The organism is Alteromonas macleodii ATCC 27126 (assembly GCF_000172635.2).
Taxonomy (GTDB): domain Bacteria; phylum Pseudomonadota; class Gammaproteobacteria; order Enterobacterales; family Alteromonadaceae; genus Alteromonas; species Alteromonas macleodii.
In genome coordinates, this window is sequence record NC_018632.1 from 4,608,263 (window position 1) to 4,624,516 (window position 16,254).

The 16,254-nt window shown below is 44.8% G+C and carries 15 protein-coding genes; 8 read left to right on the plus strand and 7 right to left on the minus strand.

Translation table 11 applies throughout. The annotated features are described in order from the left end of the window. Positions 1-50 precede the first annotated feature (50 nt). Positions 51-443, minus strand: coding sequence for a hypothetical protein (locus tag MASE_RS19565; RefSeq protein WP_014951423.1), 393 nt, complete (start codon positions 441-443; stop codon positions 51-53). A gap of 381 nt (positions 444-824) precedes the next feature. Between MASE_RS19565 and MASE_RS19570 the strand changes: the two genes are divergently transcribed. From MASE_RS19570 to MASE_RS19595, 6 genes are all read left to right on the plus strand, one after another. After that, the gene (locus tag MASE_RS19570) at positions 825-1,685 is read left to right on the plus strand and encodes a DUF3014 domain-containing protein (protein WP_014951424.1); all 861 of its coding nucleotides are present in this window, start codon (positions 825-827) and stop codon (positions 1,683-1,685) included. Then, positions 1,672-2,256 carry a DUF1285 domain-containing protein gene (locus MASE_RS19575; protein ID WP_014951425.1) on the plus strand — a complete coding sequence of 195 codons (585 nt, stop codon included), beginning with the start codon at positions 1,672-1,674 and terminating at the stop codon, positions 2,254-2,256. The genes MASE_RS19570 and MASE_RS19575 overlap by 14 nt, the downstream gene beginning before the upstream one ends. A gap of 149 nt (positions 2,257-2,405) precedes the next feature. Continuing rightward, positions 2,406-3,698: an amidohydrolase family protein gene (locus MASE_RS19580; RefSeq protein ID WP_014951426.1), complete on the plus strand. Its 1,293-nt coding sequence runs from the start codon at positions 2,406-2,408 to the stop codon at positions 3,696-3,698. Positions 3,699-3,722: 24 nt separating this feature from the next. Continuing rightward, positions 3,723-4,313, plus strand: coding sequence for a YqaA family protein (locus MASE_RS19585; protein ID WP_014951427.1), 591 nt, complete (start codon positions 3,723-3,725; stop codon positions 4,311-4,313). 162 nt (positions 4,314-4,475) lie between these two features. Then, the gene (locus tag MASE_RS19590; RefSeq protein ID WP_014951428.1) at positions 4,476-4,937 is read left to right on the plus strand and encodes a hypothetical protein; all 462 of its coding nucleotides are present in this window, start codon (positions 4,476-4,478) and stop codon (positions 4,935-4,937) included. Positions 4,938-4,962: 25 nt separating this feature from the next. After that, positions 4,963-5,142 carry a hypothetical protein gene (locus MASE_RS19595; RefSeq protein WP_014951429.1) on the plus strand — a complete coding sequence of 60 codons (180 nt, stop codon included), beginning with the start codon at positions 4,963-4,965 and terminating at the stop codon, positions 5,140-5,142. Between the two features lie 21 nt (positions 5,143-5,163). Here the strand turns inward: MASE_RS19595 and tusA are convergent, their stop codons facing one another. Genes tusA through rph form a run of 3 tightly spaced genes read right to left on the minus strand, consistent with a single transcriptional unit; the run spans position 5,164 to position 6,826 of the window. After that, positions 5,164-5,424 carry a sulfurtransferase TusA gene (gene tusA, locus MASE_RS19600; RefSeq protein ID WP_014951430.1) on the minus strand — a complete coding sequence of 87 codons (261 nt, stop codon included), beginning with the start codon at positions 5,422-5,424 and terminating at the stop codon, positions 5,164-5,166. Beyond that, positions 5,414-6,055 carry an orotate phosphoribosyltransferase gene (pyrE, locus tag MASE_RS19605; RefSeq protein ID WP_014951431.1) on the minus strand — a complete coding sequence of 214 codons (642 nt, stop codon included), beginning with the start codon at positions 6,053-6,055 and terminating at the stop codon, positions 5,414-5,416. Before pyrE ends, tusA begins: the two co-directional genes overlap by 11 nt. 57 nt (positions 6,056-6,112) lie before the next feature. Continuing rightward, entirely contained in the window at positions 6,113-6,826 is a 714-nt protein-coding gene (gene rph / locus MASE_RS19610; protein ID WP_014951432.1) for a ribonuclease PH, read from the minus strand. Between the two features lie 301 nt (positions 6,827-7,127). Here rph and MASE_RS19615 point away from each other — a divergent pair, with 301 nt between their 5' ends. Then, a complete protein-coding gene (locus MASE_RS19615) occupies positions 7,128-7,991 on the plus strand; it encodes a YicC/YloC family endoribonuclease (protein WP_014951433.1) in 864 nt (287 codons plus the stop codon). Positions 7,992-8,150: 159 nt separating this feature from the next. On the opposite strand, the gene MASE_RS19620 is transcribed toward MASE_RS19615, so the two are convergent. The 3 genes from MASE_RS19620 to MASE_RS19630 all read right to left on the minus strand — a co-directional run bounded on the left by MASE_RS19620 (position 8,151) and on the right by MASE_RS19630 (position 14,381). Then, positions 8,151-9,656 carry a tryptophan halogenase family protein gene (locus MASE_RS19620; RefSeq protein WP_014951434.1) on the minus strand — a complete coding sequence of 502 codons (1,506 nt, stop codon included), beginning with the start codon at positions 9,654-9,656 and terminating at the stop codon, positions 8,151-8,153. Next, entirely contained in the window at positions 9,634-11,307 is a 1,674-nt protein-coding gene (locus MASE_RS19625; RefSeq protein WP_014951435.1) for a tryptophan halogenase family protein, read from the minus strand. The genes MASE_RS19620 and MASE_RS19625 overlap by 23 nt, the downstream gene beginning before the upstream one ends. A 143-nt stretch (positions 11,308-11,450) precedes the next feature. After that, positions 11,451-14,381, minus strand: a complete 2,931-nt coding sequence (locus MASE_RS19630; RefSeq protein WP_014951436.1) for a TonB-dependent receptor — start codon at positions 14,379-14,381, stop codon at positions 11,451-11,453. A gap of 526 nt (positions 14,382-14,907) precedes the next feature. On the opposite strand from MASE_RS19630, the gene MASE_RS19635 reads away from it, so the two are divergent. Continuing rightward, positions 14,908-16,245, plus strand: coding sequence for a GH1 family beta-glucosidase (locus MASE_RS19635; RefSeq protein WP_014951437.1), 1,338 nt, complete (start codon positions 14,908-14,910; stop codon positions 16,243-16,245). The last annotated feature ends 9 nt before the right edge of the window (positions 16,246-16,254 follow it).

A 16,254-nucleotide genomic window follows, 5' to 3' on the forward strand; every position in this document is an offset into this window, starting at 1 on the left:
ATATTCTTATTTAATGATGGAAGTTAGGGCTAAAAAGCAGAATATATACGTTAGGCAAGGTGCTCAGGTTCATTAGATAGATCTAGCGGAGGTCGATGGTTTTTAAACCGTACTGCATTTGCCAACACCAGTAAGGATGCAAGAGAGCAGGCACTGTATAGGAACGCCGCCGTTCCCATTCCAGAAGCAATCCATAGTAATGGAAATACCAGCAACCTAGGGCCTTCAACAGCTAAAGCGACTTTCGCTTTGGACAGTATAAAGCCATTTTGTATACTCATAACAATGACAGTCGCTACAGCAATGATCTGATGCTTAGTTGACAAGTTATTGATATTTAAAAGGAGATAAAGCATTACTCCCAGCATGATTAGATGCTGCATAACACTGTAGCGTTTTACTGCTCGGTGTAATTTAGGGTGATACTGTCTAAACTTACTCACGCTAATTATCCTATAAGGGCACATTTAAGTTGAAACGGGGTCGTGAGGCTCGAAATATTCATTAATTATTATAGATAACAACGAGCTAGCATTTGCTTTTCAATGACTAATCAACACATTAGTACACAAACCCAATTTGTTAAACATTTGTTTTAAAATTATTTTTGCATTTACATAATATCGAATGTGAATGAGAAGAAAAAATGAGGGTTTTCCACTAAATTTGTATAAAAAGAAATCGGAAAGTGACTTTTTTACGTTAAAAAGTGTTCAAAATAAGGAATTTACAATCTAAGGGAACATTTCTCTTGATTGATTTTCTAAATTTGAGTGTTATCTCTGGTAGTATTACCAAAAGGATAGTTTTGTAGCGGAGTCATTATGAGCGAATCGTCGGAAAAGAAATCGTTAGGCCCACACTTTATCATTGTAGGCATCCTTCTTGTTGTTATTCTGGCTGTTGTGTTTTGGCCCAGCGACGATGAGCCTGAGCCTGTAGTTACTCCTGAGCCCGAAGTGACTGAACCTGAAGTGACTACGCCAGAAGAGCCTGAAGTATTTGAGCCTACTCAGCCCGCCCCAACAGTAGAGCTTGAAGAAAAAGACGAGGTTGAGCCGCTTCCTGAGCCAGTTGAACCAGAACCGGAACCTCTGGATACCAGCGATCCTGCTGTGAAAGCTTCACTTATTGAGAGTTCGTCTGCAAGCAAAGAAACCGTTAACCGCATGCTGGTTGATGAAGGTCTAATTCAACGGTTTGTGGTGTCGGTTACGAATCTAGCAAATGATGAAATGGCGCCTAATCACCAGTTACTAACGCCACCTGAGCAGAACTTCCGCGTATACTCTCAAGCAGGCAAGCAATGGATTGATGCAGCAAGCTATAAACGTTATACACCATACGTAGATATGTTGGAGTCATTCAATAACGAAGCACTGCTTAACATATACGGTATTTATAAAGACGATATTCAGGCGAAGTACGCCGAAATTGGAAGCCCTGACCAAGACTTCAACAGCGTATTGCTTGAAGCGATTGATCAGCTTCTTGATACACCTGAAGTGCCGGTTCCTGTAGAGGTTTACACCGACTCGGTCGCCTACAAGTATGCTGATGATCGTCTAGAGAGTTTAAACGAGCCACAGAAACAACTTCTTCGTACTGGCCCAGATAACATGCGTCGCATAAAGGCAAAGCTACGCGAACTGAAAGTATTGGTTGAAGAGCGTGGATCTAACTAGATTTCAGCAGCAGCTTAAGGGCACGTCGTCAAAAGCGCGCCCTTTACCTCCTGTTGAACAATGGAACCCCGATTTTTGCGGTGACATTAATCTAACTATAGCGCTTGATGGAAGATGGTTTTATGAAGGCAGTCCTATTGGGCGCGCAAGCTTGGTTCAGCTTTTTGCTTCGGTGTTAAAGCGGGAAGGTGACAAGTACTTCTTAGTTACTCCCGTAGAGAAAGTAGGCATTACCGTTGAAGACACACCTTTTCTTGTAACTCAATGGCATAGGGAAGAGGGTGAATCAGCGAGTGATAACACCTATGTGTTTACCACACAAACAGGCGACATCGTAAGGTTAGAGCGTGCTGATCAGCTCGAACTTCGCGTTCCGCCTAAAGCCATACAAGATCCAGAGGCAACGCCCATTCCCTACCTATGCGTTCGCAGAAACTTGTGGGCAAGACTACATCAAAATGCCTATTATCAACTGCTTGAACAAGCTGATGAAAAACCGGATGAAGCCGGCACGCAATTTAGTATTCAGTCAAACGGCATCATCTTTATTTTAGGTGAAGTAAGCAACTAGCCTACTTTGTTGCTTCTGTCTCTTCGAACATATCAAAACGTAATTCATCTTCAATAAAGCACCGTTAACAGCGCTTTGTTTTGCGTTATACCTCTGACTGCATTACATTCGATATAGTCTATAAAACAATCAACAAGAAGACCTATATCATGAAAAAGCCTCTGATTACGCTGGCTGTTGCCAGTGCCTTACTCTCATCGCCCTTTTCCACTGTAGCCGACACGCTGATTCATGCAGGAAAAGTGTTTACTGGCACATCAAACTCTCTTCAGGAAAATGTGACTATTGTTGTTGAAGACAACAAGATCAAAGCAGTAAAGAAGGGGTTTGCTGAAGCCCAAGAAGGCGATACTGTCATCGACTTGAAGACGTCAACCGTTATGCCTGGTCTGATGGACATGCATGTTCATTTGTCTTCTCAACATGGTGGGCCTCAAACGTATCTGGAGCGCTTTTCACTAAATGAAGCCGACTATGCATTACGAGCAGCGAACTACGCTAAGATTACGTTAGATTCGGGCTTCACCACGGTTCGCAACTTAGGGGATGGTTACAACGAAACCGTTGCGCTAAGGAACGCTATTAGTAAAGGCTATGCAACAGGCCCGCGTATTTATACCGTTGCTAAATCTATTGCTACTACAGGTGGACATGCCGATCCAAGTAATGGCTTATCTCATTTACTTCGCCCAGACGTAGGCCCTAAGCAAGGTGTGGTTAATGGCGAAGCTGAAGCCCGTGAAGCAGTAAGGACTCGTTACCAAGATGGCGCGGACTTGATCAAAATTACGGCAACCGGCGGTGTATTAAGCGTTGCCAAAAGCGGCCAAAACCCGCAGTTCATGACCGATGAACTAGAAGCAATTGTTGAAACGGCAAAAGACTACGGTATGACAGTAGCAGTGCATGCTCATGGGAAAGAAGGCATGAAGCGGGCTATTGAAGCCGGTGTAGATTCTATCGAACACGGCACTTATATGGATGACGAAATCCGCAAATTAATGAAGAAGCACGGCACCTACTATGTACCAACAATACTGGCAGGAAAGTTTGTAGCAGACAAAGCCAAAATTGATGGCTTCTTTCCGGAATTGGTGCGCCCGAAAGCTGCCGCTATCGGCCCGCTTATCCAAAATACGTTTGAACAAGCGCATAAAGCAGGCGTAAAAATTGCTTTTGGTACAGACAGTGGTGTATCAGCCCACGGCGACAATGCGCAAGAGTTTTCATTAATGGTTGAAGCTGGTATGAAGCCTGCCGACGCGCTGCTAAGTGCCACCGTGAATAGCGCGAATTTACTAGGTATCAGCGATATTCTTGGCACGCTGGAAGAGGGTAAGTTGGCTGATATTGTTGCGGTTCAAGGCAACCCGCTTGACGATATATCGCTTATGGAAAGCGTGTCTTTTGTGATGAAAGACGGAGTTGTTTACAAGCAGTAGAGAAAATAAAGTGGTAGGGATTACATGGAACTAGGTAAAAAGGTTAAGCACAAAACCAAAAAACTTGTCGATTCTAAGCATATGTTAAAGGGCATCACTCTTGCCTCATTTTTAGAATCAACCATTGTTCCTATACCACTAGAAGCCGTAATGGTGCCACTAATGCAAGCAAGACGGGAGTCGCTTTGGCAAATTGCATTGATGGCCACCATAGGCTGCGTGATTGGCGCAGTCTTCGGCTATGCTCTTGGCTATTATCTTTTCGATATGGTTGGTCAGTGGCTTATAGATACTTTTTTCAGCCAGGAACAATTTGATAATGTTAAACAGCAGATGCAAAACCAAGGTTTTTGGTTCGTAATGACCTTAGGTATTGCCCCTATCCCTTTTCAGGTTGCGATGCTTGCAGCAGGTGCAACCCAATACTCACTTCCGCTTTTTCTTTTAGCTACTGTTATTGCACGTTCAATTCGCTATTTCGGACTCGCAGCCGTGGTCTATTACGCAGGAGACAAAGCTGAGCAGCTCATTAAGCGCTACAAAATGAAAGCGGTTATTGCTATCACAGTTGCAGTGCTTCTTTTATGGTGGCTTTCAAATTTAATCAGCCAATAAGCTTGCCTGTACTAGTGACTCAAAGCACTTAATAGGCGAAACAAACGATGCCGTTGGTTCACGACAACGTAAATATCAAATCAACCCAATAGATTTTTTGAACTTTACATTTGATAATGATTCCTATTTGCACTAATGTAATAAAAAACAGGAGGTGCTTATATGAATGTTCAGCGGCTATGCCCAGTTTACAAAAAGTGGCTACAGCTAAACCCTTCAAACGCGCGACAGCATCGCTATGCTATGCAAGCCCAGACGCAGCAAGCCCATCAACAGGGCAGATTGGATTATGCGAGAGAGTTAGGCTATCAAACCTTTGAGGCCGCAAAGGTTATCCTTAATGCGCTTCAGCCTACCTCTTTGCAGAAAGTCAGTGTAGTTCAAGAAGACGTACTCGCTTTTTCCACCATGGGAATGTACTTATCTTCTCTGCTTGCCGAAGAACATAGGAAGCGAGAATCTCACGCTATTTTACAAGAATGTCAGCAACAGCTTATTGCCATATTACCCCTGCATGCCACCAATCCTTCTATATGCAGGCTAATCGCGGCCATTCAGCATACCCTTGAGCAAACCTATGTCCCCCAAGCAAGCAAACGACTCGCTTCTGTGGCCGTGCATTAAATACTTTAGATCAAAGGAGATAGTTATGGCGTCGAAACAAATTTCAAGCGAAGACGGCTTTGTCTCATTAAACGTTAGAGCTTCTGTACTTCAAAAAATGCTTAATGGTGAAGTGCTACACATGACAGATATTCACTGTACCTGTTCGCGAAGCAAGCAAGTTTTGAAGCAACTTTTATTGCAGGCTGCTAGCGGCCGCGAATAGAATCAGTAACAAAAAAGGCGCTCAAGCGCGCCCTTTCTTAATAACGTATTGGTAAGGCATGGTCTCGGTTTGAGACGCAACCAGCGTGTGGTCCATAAAGCGGCAAAAGCTAGGAATATCTCTGGCCGTTGAGGGATCGTCAGCCGTGACCGATAAAGTTTCCCCATCGGCCAGCTTTCGAATATTCAGACGCACCATCATTACTGGCTCTGGGCAACGCAATCCTAGCGCATCTAAATGCTGACTAGCCGCGCTAAATGCGCTGTCAAAATCAGATGCCATAATTTTCACGATAGGTGTTAATGGCGCTGATTTCGCTATCAAACCCGCCTTTCTCGGTCAGATAAGCCACGACATCGGCAAGCGATACAATAGAGATAACCTGAGTGCCAAAATCGCGCTCGACCTCTTGAATAGCTGACAGTTCGCCATTACCGCGCTCTTGTCTGTCTAGCGCAATCAGCACGCCAGACAAGCTAGCCTGCTGCTGCTCGATTAAGGTCATCGATTCGCGAATAGCCGTACCCGCAGTGATCACGTCATCCACCAGCATAACCTTACCTTCTAGTGGGCTGCCTACTAGATTGCCGCCTTCACCGTGGGTTTTCGCTTCTTTGCGGTTGAAGCAATAAGGGACATCAAGGTCGTGGCTATCGGCCAATGCAACGGCTGTTGTTGTCGCAATAGGAATGCCCTTATAGGCTGGACCAAAAAGTACATCGAACGCAACGCCTGCGTCCATTAACGCATCAGCGTAAAAACGCCCCAACTTAGCCAAATCGCCACCGCGATTAAACAAACCTGCATTAAAAAAGTACGGGCTAACGCGGCCTGACTTTAAAGTGAATTCGCCAAATTTCAGTACGCCACGCTCAATGGCAAACTCGATAAAATCACGCTGAAACGCTTTCATGATGACCTCTTAATTTCTAATTTACGCGTTGGTTCTAACTACGTGTCGATGACTCGCTTACGCTAGCGCCGCTTTTTGAATGTCGAACAATTCACGTAAACCGTGCTTACCAATTTTCAGCATCTCGTCAAGCTCTTCAAACGAGAACGGTTCGCCCTCTGCAGTACCTTGAACTTCAATCAGCTTGCCGGTTTCGGTCATTACAATGTTCATATCTGTTTCTGCCTCAGAGTCTTCGGTGTACTCAAGGTCAGCGATTGGCGTACCTTCGTAAATACCTACTGAAAGGGCGGCAATCATATGTTTAAGCGGGTTAGTTTTGATAATGCCTTTTGCACGCATGTAAGTAAGTGCATCAACAAGAGCTACACACGCACCGGTAATTGACGCTGTACGCGTACCGCCGTCGGCCTGAATAACGTCGCAGTCTAACGTAATGGTGTTTTCGCCCAGAAGTTTTAAATCTACCGCTGCGCGTAGTGAACGCGCAATTAGACGCTGGATCTCTAACGTGCGGCCGCCTTGTTTACCGCGCGCCGCTTCACGGCCGCTTCGCGTATGAGTAGCACGTGGAAGCATGCTGTACTCAGCTGTAATCCAGCCTTTCCCTTGGCCCTTCATAAAGCGTGGCACACCTTCTTCTACCGTCGCATTACACAACACCTTAGTGTTACCAAACTCTACAAGAACAGAGCCTTCTGCGTGACAAGTGTATTGGCGAGTAATTGTAACAGGGCGAATTTGACTGGCGGTTCTGCCGCTTGGACGCATAGTGTTCTCCACAACGTAAGTGCTTAAAAAAGGGTAGCGCTTTACAGGTTTTATTGGCGATATGTGAATAGAAAGCCCAATTCGCGGTCAAAACCTATAAATTCGATGTAGCTACGAAATTGCGCCTAAGTATAACGCAATACCCGCGGCCGTTAAAAACGAACTTTACATGTTTGCTTATTGAATTACGTAAATGTGCGCTAATATACAAAATACAAGAAAACCTGCTGTAGATATTCACGTATACAACACGACGTTCGGGTTGTTTTTGCAGGCTTTCAGTTAAATTTAAAGGATATTTATGATTTACAGCATGACAGCGTTTGCACGCGTAGAAACCAAAAAAGAGTGGGGCTCAGCCGTGTGGGAAATACGCTCGGTCAACCAACGCTTTTTAGAAACTTACTTTCGCCTGCCGGAACAGTTTCGCTCATTGGAGCCGGTTTTACGTGAACGATTCCGTAAAAAGCTAGCCCGAGGTAAGGTGGAATGTGCGCTGCGTTTTACTGCCAACGATGCTGCTGTAACTAAGCTAAGCTTAAATGAAGAGTTGGCTAAGCAAGTGCTTCACGCCGCTGACTGGGTGCAATCCCATGGCCAATCCACGGGGGTTAACCCACTAGACGTTTTGCGCTGGCCTGGGGTAATTGCAGCGGAAGAAGCCGATATGGACGCCATCCACGCTGACGTAATGGCCGCGTTCGACCAAGCTCTTAACGATTTTATTAGTGCCCGCGCTACCGAAGGGGAAGCCCTTAAAGGTATGATCACGCAGCGCCTAGATGCCATTGAAGTGGAAGCTGAAAAAGTAGCCGCGCGTATGCCTGAAATCATGGTGTGGCAGCGAGAAAAAGTGCAAACCCGCTTTGAAGAAGCAAAGGTTGAACTTGATGCAGGCCGTTTTGAACAAGAAATGATCATGCTGGCGCAAAAAGTAGACGTGGCAGAAGAGTTAGATCGTCTGAATGCTCACGTTAAGGAAACCCGCAATATCCTTAAAAACGGTGGAGCAGTAGGCCGCCGTCTTGATTTCATGATGCAGGAGTTTAACCGCGAATCGAACACGTTAGGTTCAAAGTCTATCAGCACCGACATCACACAATCGGCGGTTGAACTTAAAGTCCTGATTGAGCAGATGCGCGAGCAAATTCAGAATATTGAGTAATTAAAAAGCAGACTCAAACTCATTCAATAAATAACACCAAACCCAGCTTTCTAGCTGGGTTTGAGACTTCTGTAGGGCGTTTGGTAGCTCGTCGGTTACGAGCTGCTTAAGTCACTGTTGACGCGCTACCTGCCGCCAACATCTAACGCTTCTAATAACTCATCTCAGATACTGTGTTAAGAAGGCCTCGTGCGAGGGGAGTTTAGCTACGTGATTATCCACCTGCTGCTTTAATCCTGCCATAAACTGCTTAAGTGACTGTTCACTCATCTCATCGGCAACACGATGATACTGGCTAGGTGTCATGCCTTGGCCCATTAATACTTGGGTCCAGGAATCAACACGGAAAATATCTCCGTCATCTAAAAATACACGGCCAGATTCAGCAAACAAATCCAATTTATGTTTAAGAGAAGACGGAATATCCATGCGTTGACACTGCTGCCAAAAGGGGCTGTCCTCGCGCTGTGTCACCTTGTAATGCATAACAATAAAATCGAGTATGGCCGACATTTCGCTATCAAACTTATTATTGTATTCGTCGATTGCGCTTTGGGTTATGCCATCGAAAGGGAATAGGCGCATTAAGCGTATAAGGCCAGTCATGATTAGATGGATACTGGTCGACTCTAAAGGCTCAATAAAGCCACTGGATAGCCCTAGCGCCACGCAGTTTTTATTCCAACCACGCCTGCGTTTTCCAGGAGTAAAACGAATCACTCTCGGCTCATTAATGGGCGCGCCTGTCACCTGCGATTTAAGTGTATTGATGGCGTCTTCATCGCTCATAAATCGGCTACAAAATACCAATCCATTACCCATTCGTTCTTGAAGAGGTATTTGCCAGCGCCAACCGGCCTGATGTGCCACACTTTTGGTGTATGGCACAGGTGGGGCTGTAAGCTCAGTTTGCATAGCTACCGCACTATCGCAGAAAAGATAGTGTCGCCAATCGTCGTAACCGGTGTGAAGGGCTTGTTCAATAAGCAGCCCTTTAAAGCCTGTACAGTCTATGAAAAAGTCGCCATCTATGACTTCATCGCTTGCTAATCGAAGGGACTGGATGTTGCCTGATTGCGGGCATACTACGACCTTTTCTATATCTCCTTCCTTGTGAGTTACCCCAGCATCACACGCTAGAGACTTTAAAAATCGACCGTAAGCAACGGCATCAAAATGATAGGCAAAGTTAAGCGGCATGGCTTCTGATGTGGCGAACTTGCTCTGTTTAGCGGCAATAAGTTCCGGGCAATAATCACCAAATTCACCACCAAATCCGTATTCTTTAGCCCTCAGCCAAAAATGGTGAAACTCGCCAGCCCAACACTCTCTTCCGGTTATACCAAAAGAATGAATATAGCTGTGACCTTGTTCACGCCAATTTTCAAACTCAATACCCAGTTTGAACGTGGCTTGTGTGGCACGCATAAATGCTTTTTCGTCGATGCCAAGCAACTTGTGAAATGTTCTAATAGGCGGAATAGTCGCCTCGCCCACACCTACAATACCAATATCTTTCGACTCGACTAACGTAACGTTTATTGACTTACCCAAAAGCCGTGACAGCGCTGTGGCCGCCATCCATCCCGCAGTACCGCCACCCGCAATGACTACGTTCTTAACGGGCGTTTGATTTTTACTGCTATCTAAACCCGATACGGTCATAAGAGGTGTCCTTTTTATCTGAAGTATTTTTTGTGTCATTACAACTCGAAGCTGAAGCGTGCTCGTTCTTTTCACGTTGAGCATGCGAGGGCACGTGTTGTTTTTCGTTGCTGTAGCGCTTTGCAATATCATTGAGCAAAACTCTGTTAGACGGCAATCCCTGCAGATAAGCGTTTTTAGTTTGTTGTAAGGTTTCGCGAATGTGAACTGCTTTACGCTTATGCTCTTCATTTGGCCGTAAAGGCGATGTAGAAGAAGAAAAGCCCATTCCATATAGTACATACTGATAGCTAGCAGAGGGGAAAATCTCTTCGTTCTCGATAAGATCTAAGCGTGAAGGGCTTTGATACTTCCACAGTTCAAGCAATTCAGCGAGAGAATCGGGTATGGACGCCTTATCTCTTTGCGCTAACCAATACGGCTCTTCTCTATCGCTTAAAGCATAATGTAGTTTTAGAAAGTCGATAACGCGCTGCCAGCGATATGCAAAGCGCGAGTTGTAGCGCTTACTGACTATTTCCATGTGTGCTTTGTTTTGCGGAAAAGCCTCACAGAGCATACGTAAGCCAAGCTCGACCATAGCAATGGCTGATGCTTCAAGCGGTTCAACAAACCCCGAAGACATACCTAAACTCAAACAGTTTTTTACCCAAAACTGTGATCTATAGCCAGGCTCAAAGGAGAGTGTACGAAAAGAAAGCTCTGCATCTTGTGCACTAGGGTAACGTTCACGAACGTAGTCAATCAGCACCTGCTTTGCTTGATCTTCATCTGTGAATTGAGAAGAGTAAACTAGGCCTACACCTCGGCGGTGCTGCAACGCAATATCCCACGTCCACCCACAGGTTTGTGCAGTGGCCACTGTGGTACTTTTTATTTCAGCATCTTCGTTTGAATAAGGCACTTGAAGCGCAACAGCGCGATCATTGAGCATTGTGCGCTTAACGGGTATCCAAGGAATAGCAAAGTGTTTATTGATGAGCAGGCCGCTGTGGCCTGAACAGTCAATAAATAGATCGCCAACTATTTTTTTCCCGTCCTTTGTTGATACGCTTTCAATATCTCCGTTTTGATGAGAGTGAACACTGTCAACATGACCAACGACGTGAGCGACATTTAACTTGTCTACGCAATGATTTTTTAACAGCTCAGCAAACTTTGTGGCGTCGAAATGGTAACCGTAATTGAGCACATGGGCGTAGTCCGGCGTAGCAATTTGCTTTGGCGCCTTGCCTGCGGCACACATGGCGGCTTGTAACGAAAACACATCTTCGTACGATGTGTTTGGTGCGATTGATTTCCAACATGTATAAATATCGAGCTCGTTGTAGCCTGTTGGAACGGTAAATGGATGATAATAGCAGTGCCCGCCTTTACGCCAATTAACAAAGCTGGAGCCTTGCTTGAAAGCGCCATGACACAGCGTTAAGAATTCCGTTTCACTAATACCAATATCAAGAAGGGTATCGCGCAGTGACGGCCAAGAGCCTTCGCCCACACCTAAAGAAGGGATGTTGGGTGACTCTATCAAGGTAACGGTGTGATTCGCGCTTAGTTTTGCGGCAAGTATCCCTGCTGCAAGCCACCCAGCCGTACCACCACCGACAATGACGACCCGATGCATACTGCTATGACTTTCGTTATCACTCATACGTTAAGAACCACGATATGCCCCACTGCACTTCTACAAACATGTTCAGTCGTTTTTCTGGTTACTATTCAAACAGCACTATGACAAAAAAACCCGCTAAAGCGCAACCCTAAGCACTTTAGCGGGTAAACACACCCCAATCGTTAAAACTTGTAGCGAACTCCCAGTGCATAGCGAGCGCCAAGCTCATCTAATTTCCACAACATAGCACTTGTTCTGCCGTGTCTACGGATATTTTCATCTGTGATGTTTATCCCTTCAAATGACACCGTAAGATCTTCAGTGATGTCGTAAGAAACATTGAAGTCTATTTGTGAATAGTCTTCGGTATAGCCCGGCTCATTAATGTACTGAGAGGTTGTATCAAGGAACTTATCACGCCAGTTGTAGGCAATACGCGCTTGCAAAGCATCTTTCTCATACATCAAGATGAGGTTTGCTGTGTCACTTAGTCCCACAAGGGCAAACTGAGTTATCGATGGATTTGCGTCATTATCAAAACCAATATCACCTTGCACTGTGGTGTAGTTAGCCAGTACCCCGAAGCCGCTATCACCAAAGAAGTGCTGCGCAGCAAGTTCGAAACCGTAAATATTCGCCGCTTTATTGTTAACAGGTTTAGAGTTAATGAAGGTAATCAACGGATCTTCGCTATTGGGCAGCACATCGAATTGCTGCTCAAACTGTTCGTCAGTCAATGAGTCATACTCGATACCGTTTTCCATCGCAGCAACCATGTTAAACAATGACGTGTCATTAATTGGAATACCACGCGCCTCTAATTCAGCGCGAGCCGCCTCTGCACGCGGTCCATTGGTAACGTCTCTCAACCCAAAGATATTTTCTTCAACTTGTTCATTACCGATAAAGTTCTTAACACGCTTATCGTAAAAACCAACCGACACATAGCTTGTCTCATCGAAATAATATTCGAATGAAAGATCAAGGTTGTCTGATTCTAATGGTATCAGCGATGGGTTACCTGAACTCGCGGTGGCGGTAATGCTGTCAGTAAGAATTGTCGGCCCGCTTTGAGGCGATACTGTCGCAGCGGCGCTCAAGTTGTTGTACGTGGGTCGCGCTATTGTCTTACTGTAAGAGAATCGCGCAATCATGTTTTCAACAACTTCGATATCGAAATCTAATGCAGGAAGTACATGGTCGTAACTTGATTCAACTTCAACATCTTCCATGTCGCTTCCAAAGCGGACGTTGAAGTCATTATTACCTTCCCACGCAATGCCGCTAGGTAAACTTATATTTGCAATTGAAGTTACATCGGTATTTTCGTAGCGTACACCTGCCAACAGGTTGTACTCCATGCCGTTTAACTCGCCAGATAAATCCAATTCGAAATAAACCGCAGTTATGTCTTCTTCAATAGTACGGTTAGTTGCAAACGGGTTGTTGGCAAGAAAATCAAAACCGTATTCTTGAGCAGCAAATGCACCAATTTGCGCAACGCTACCGGTAAAGCCCTGAGAGAACATCCCCTCAGTATTGAAATCGCTAAACTCACTCGCCAAATCCAGCGGTGTTAAAGAACCAGCAGGAAGCTCACCCGGGTTCTCAATTCCCCAGTTGCCCATGGTGTGGCGGGTTAGAGATTGGAGCGATGTGCTCTCCATTGAGCGTGACTCAATACCAAAGTTAATACTTCCGGTATCCATAACGTAAGAGCCATCAAGACGAGCTTGAGTAATTTCGGTGTCTTGCGACGAGAAATTCATGTCCAATATCGATGTACCTACATCATCTTGGTCAAGCACGCCATTTCCGTTAAGATTATCACGAGCTTCATCGTCAAAATCGACGAACATAATAGGGAAGTCGCCTCTGAGATCGACACCTTGCCCTTTAACTACGTTTGCGCCTAAACCAAGATTTGTCCACGTTCCATAGGGCGCATCTGGGCGTCCTTCTGCCGTCGAATTATGAAGGTCGAAGACTAGAGTTAGCTCGTCATTTACGAAGTACTCAAGGTTTAAGCCGATCGACTTGTTTTCGTTGACTTGGTTTAGTTCTTGAAGCGCCAAGCCTAGATCACGAGGTAGCAAATCTCGGCGTTCTTGAGTTATCAATACTGGCGTTTTTACCGTTTCATCATCAAAAGTTAGTTCGGTGAAGTACCTATCATCCATCCATATCGATTGCTCGGCTCGAGCTTCATATAAGTCTTGCTTTGAATAGGTGTAATCAAGCGTGGCCGTCATTTTTTCTGAAGGAGCAAACTGGAACGTTAGCTGTGCATTCGTTCTTTCACGCTCTCGGTCTGCCATGTAATAACGTAAATCTGAGGGAATGGCGAAAAGCTGTCCCATGGCTGGTGCGTTGTTCAGCACAATTGGGTCACCGCTATCTGGGTTCGCTGGATCAGGTGATTGGGGCACCGTGCCATCAAATGGATTTACGCGCCACTCGTTCACAAACGCACCTTGTGCAGCACTGTCACGCTGTTGGAATGAACCGGTAAACGTAACGCCAAAGGTATTGTCATCATTAAGGTAATTGATGAAGCCAGATACTTCAGGCGTAACATCATCACCTACACGGTTAGTCGTATCATGCAGTGCTTTTGCGCCTACACTTGCGGTAATGCCATTGTCAGATGCTTGAAAGGGACGTGCTGTTCGTATATTTACCGTAGCCCCAATCCCCCCAGTTGCAATACTCGCTCTACCTGTTTTGTACACTTCAACCGCTCTAACACTTTCAGAAGCAAGGTCAGAAAAATCGAAGGCGCGAGAATTTGCTGCTCCGCCACCACCAGGTAACGCAGAACCAGGCATCGTACGTCCATTCAGCGTTACCATATTAAAGTCAGGTCCAAAACCACGCGCTGTGACTTGGCTTCCTTCACCATTATTCCGACTAATTGAAATACCAGTAATACGCTGTAGTGACTCTGCTAAGTTAGTATCAGGAAATTTACCAATATCTTCTGCTGAGATGGCATCAACAACACCAGCAGAGTCACGCTTGATACCCATCGACTCTTGAACACTACTTCGTATACCTGATACCTGAATAACTTCTATGTCTTTTTCTGTTTCTTGCGCCGTCGCAGATGACATCACACCGCTACTCAAAGCGGTCCCGAGTATCAATGACAAACTTGCTGCGATCTTGCTTTTATTTGGTGTTGTTTGTGTCACGGTCTATCTCTCTTTAATAGTGGCTTTTATGTGTGTTGTGAACCTTACGCGCTGCCAGAAAGGGCTTTCCCAAAGAGAAACTAGAACACCCTGACGTAAGAAAGCGCTTTCCGAACATTAATTCAACAAAAGTTTAAGATCAACACATTTTTTACAATTAATTCACAGGCAACAACTATATCGGAGAACACTAAACTCCTCATAAAAAAGAACAAAACTATTATATTCAACATCTTATAATAAAAACAAAAATCTATTAGATTCCTGTGATAGCCATAGAAATATTATCAGTCACTTAATTCCATTAACGTAAAAATGACATAAATATGAGAAAGCGCTTTCTAATTGTTTTTTATTTGTGCTATAAACCGCTTTGTTATTTCAGATTCATTGTACTGCCAGCATCCGTTTAGAATTTGTGCAGTAAGAAAAAGGTTATCGACTTATGAACAGCATTTCGCTTCCCGCAGGCAGTCCCTTACTCAAAAATACGTTTCTTTATGGAACTGCCACGTCAAGTTTTCAGATAGAAGGGGATGTCGATAACCGTCTCGAATGTATTTGGGATAGATTTTGTGAACGGCCTTCAGCCATCGCTGATCACTCCAATGGCGATGTCGCCTGTGATCATATTGCTCGCTGGAGAGAAGATTTCGACATTTTGTTAGACTTAAATGTAGACGCTTACCGTTTCTCTATTTCTTGGCCGCGCGTTATCACTCAAGAAGGTGAGCTAAACCCAAAAGGCGTTGCCTTTTATAAAACGCTAGTTGATGCGTTAAATGAAAAAGGCATTAAGCCATTTGTTACCCTTTATCACTGGGATCTCCCTCAACACCTGGAAGATAAGGGTGGGTGGCTTTACCGACAAACTGCTTTTGCATTTGAAGACTATGTTGACAAAATAACACAGGCGTTAGGCGAGTCCGTTTTTTCCTATGCAACGTTCAATGAACCTTTTTGCAGTGCTTATTTAGGGTATGAAATAGGCGTACACGCCCCGGGCAGAACGGGTAGAAAATACGGAAGAACTGCGGCTCATCACATTTTGCTAGCACACGGCCTTGGGATGAATGTGCTTAGAAAAAATGTCCCAAGTAGCGAAGCCGGTATAGTATTGAATTTTACGCCATGCTACCCCGCCACACAAAAGACAGAAGACCTATTAGCCACCCGCAAAGCAGATGACTATATCAACCAATGGTATATGCAGCCTGTAATGGAGGGAAGCTACCCCGAAGTGTTATTTGATATAGACGAAGCGGATAGACCACCAGTTGAAGCTGGTGATATGGAGACAATCTGTCAGCCCATCGATTTCTTAGGGGTAAATTTCTACACGCGATTACACTATTCTGCGCCCAAAGAGAAAGGCGCATTGTATTTCGAGCATCCTCATCAAGGTCCATTGACCGATATTGGTTGGGAAATCTATCCAAAAGCGCTTTATGATTTACTTACTTCATTAAACGAACGATATACGCTCCCTCCCATTTTTATAACTGAAAATGGTGCTGCAATGGCAGACGAACTCAAAGATGGTCTTGTTAATGATGTTGATCGGGTTGATTACTACAATGCCCATTTAAACATGGTACACAACGCAGTGATTGATGGAGTAGAAGTGAGTGGTTACTTCGCATGGAGTCTCCTTGATAACTTCGAGTGGGCGGAAGGATATGAAAAGCGATTTGGGCTAGTTTATGTGGATTTTGAAACGCAAAAGCGTACGCTTAAACTTAGCGCCAATGCTTATAAAGCGCTCATAGCAAGTCGAACATAACAACAGTGG

Coding starts and splice junctions, on each gene's coding strand:
- MASE_RS19570 (WP_014951424.1), top strand. CDS start 825: ATGAGCGAATCGTCGGAAAAGAAATCGTTAGGCCCACACTTTATCATT.
- MASE_RS19580 (WP_014951426.1), top strand. CDS start 2,406: ATGAAAAAGCCTCTGATTACGCTGGCTGTTGCCAGTGCCTTACTCTCA.
- MASE_RS19585 (WP_014951427.1), top strand. CDS start 3,723: ATGGAACTAGGTAAAAAGGTTAAGCACAAAACCAAAAAACTTGTCGAT.
- MASE_RS19590 (WP_014951428.1), top strand. CDS start 4,476: ATGAATGTTCAGCGGCTATGCCCAGTTTACAAAAAGTGGCTACAGCTA.
- MASE_RS19595 (WP_014951429.1), top strand. CDS start 4,963: ATGGCGTCGAAACAAATTTCAAGCGAAGACGGCTTTGTCTCATTAAAC.
- tusA (WP_014951430.1), bottom strand. CDS start 5,424: ATGGCATCTGATTTTGACAGCGCATTTAGCGCGGCTAGTCAGCATTTA.
- pyrE (WP_014951431.1), bottom strand. CDS start 6,055: ATGAAAGCGTTTCAGCGTGATTTTATCGAGTTTGCCATTGAGCGTGGC.
- rph (WP_014951432.1), bottom strand. CDS start 6,826: ATGCGTCCAAGCGGCAGAACCGCCAGTCAAATTCGCCCTGTTACAATT.
- MASE_RS19615 (WP_014951433.1), top strand. CDS start 7,128: ATGATTTACAGCATGACAGCGTTTGCACGCGTAGAAACCAAAAAAGAG.
- MASE_RS19620 (WP_014951434.1), bottom strand. CDS start 9,656: ATGACCGTATCGGGTTTAGATAGCAGTAAAAATCAAACGCCCGTTAAG.
- MASE_RS19625 (WP_014951435.1), bottom strand. CDS start 11,307: ATGAGTGATAACGAAAGTCATAGCAGTATGCATCGGGTCGTCATTGTC.
- MASE_RS19630 (WP_014951436.1), bottom strand. CDS start 14,381: ATGTCATCTGCGACGGCGCAAGAAACAGAAAAAGACATAGAAGTTATT.
- MASE_RS19635 (WP_014951437.1), top strand. CDS start 14,908: ATGAACAGCATTTCGCTTCCCGCAGGCAGTCCCTTACTCAAAAATACG.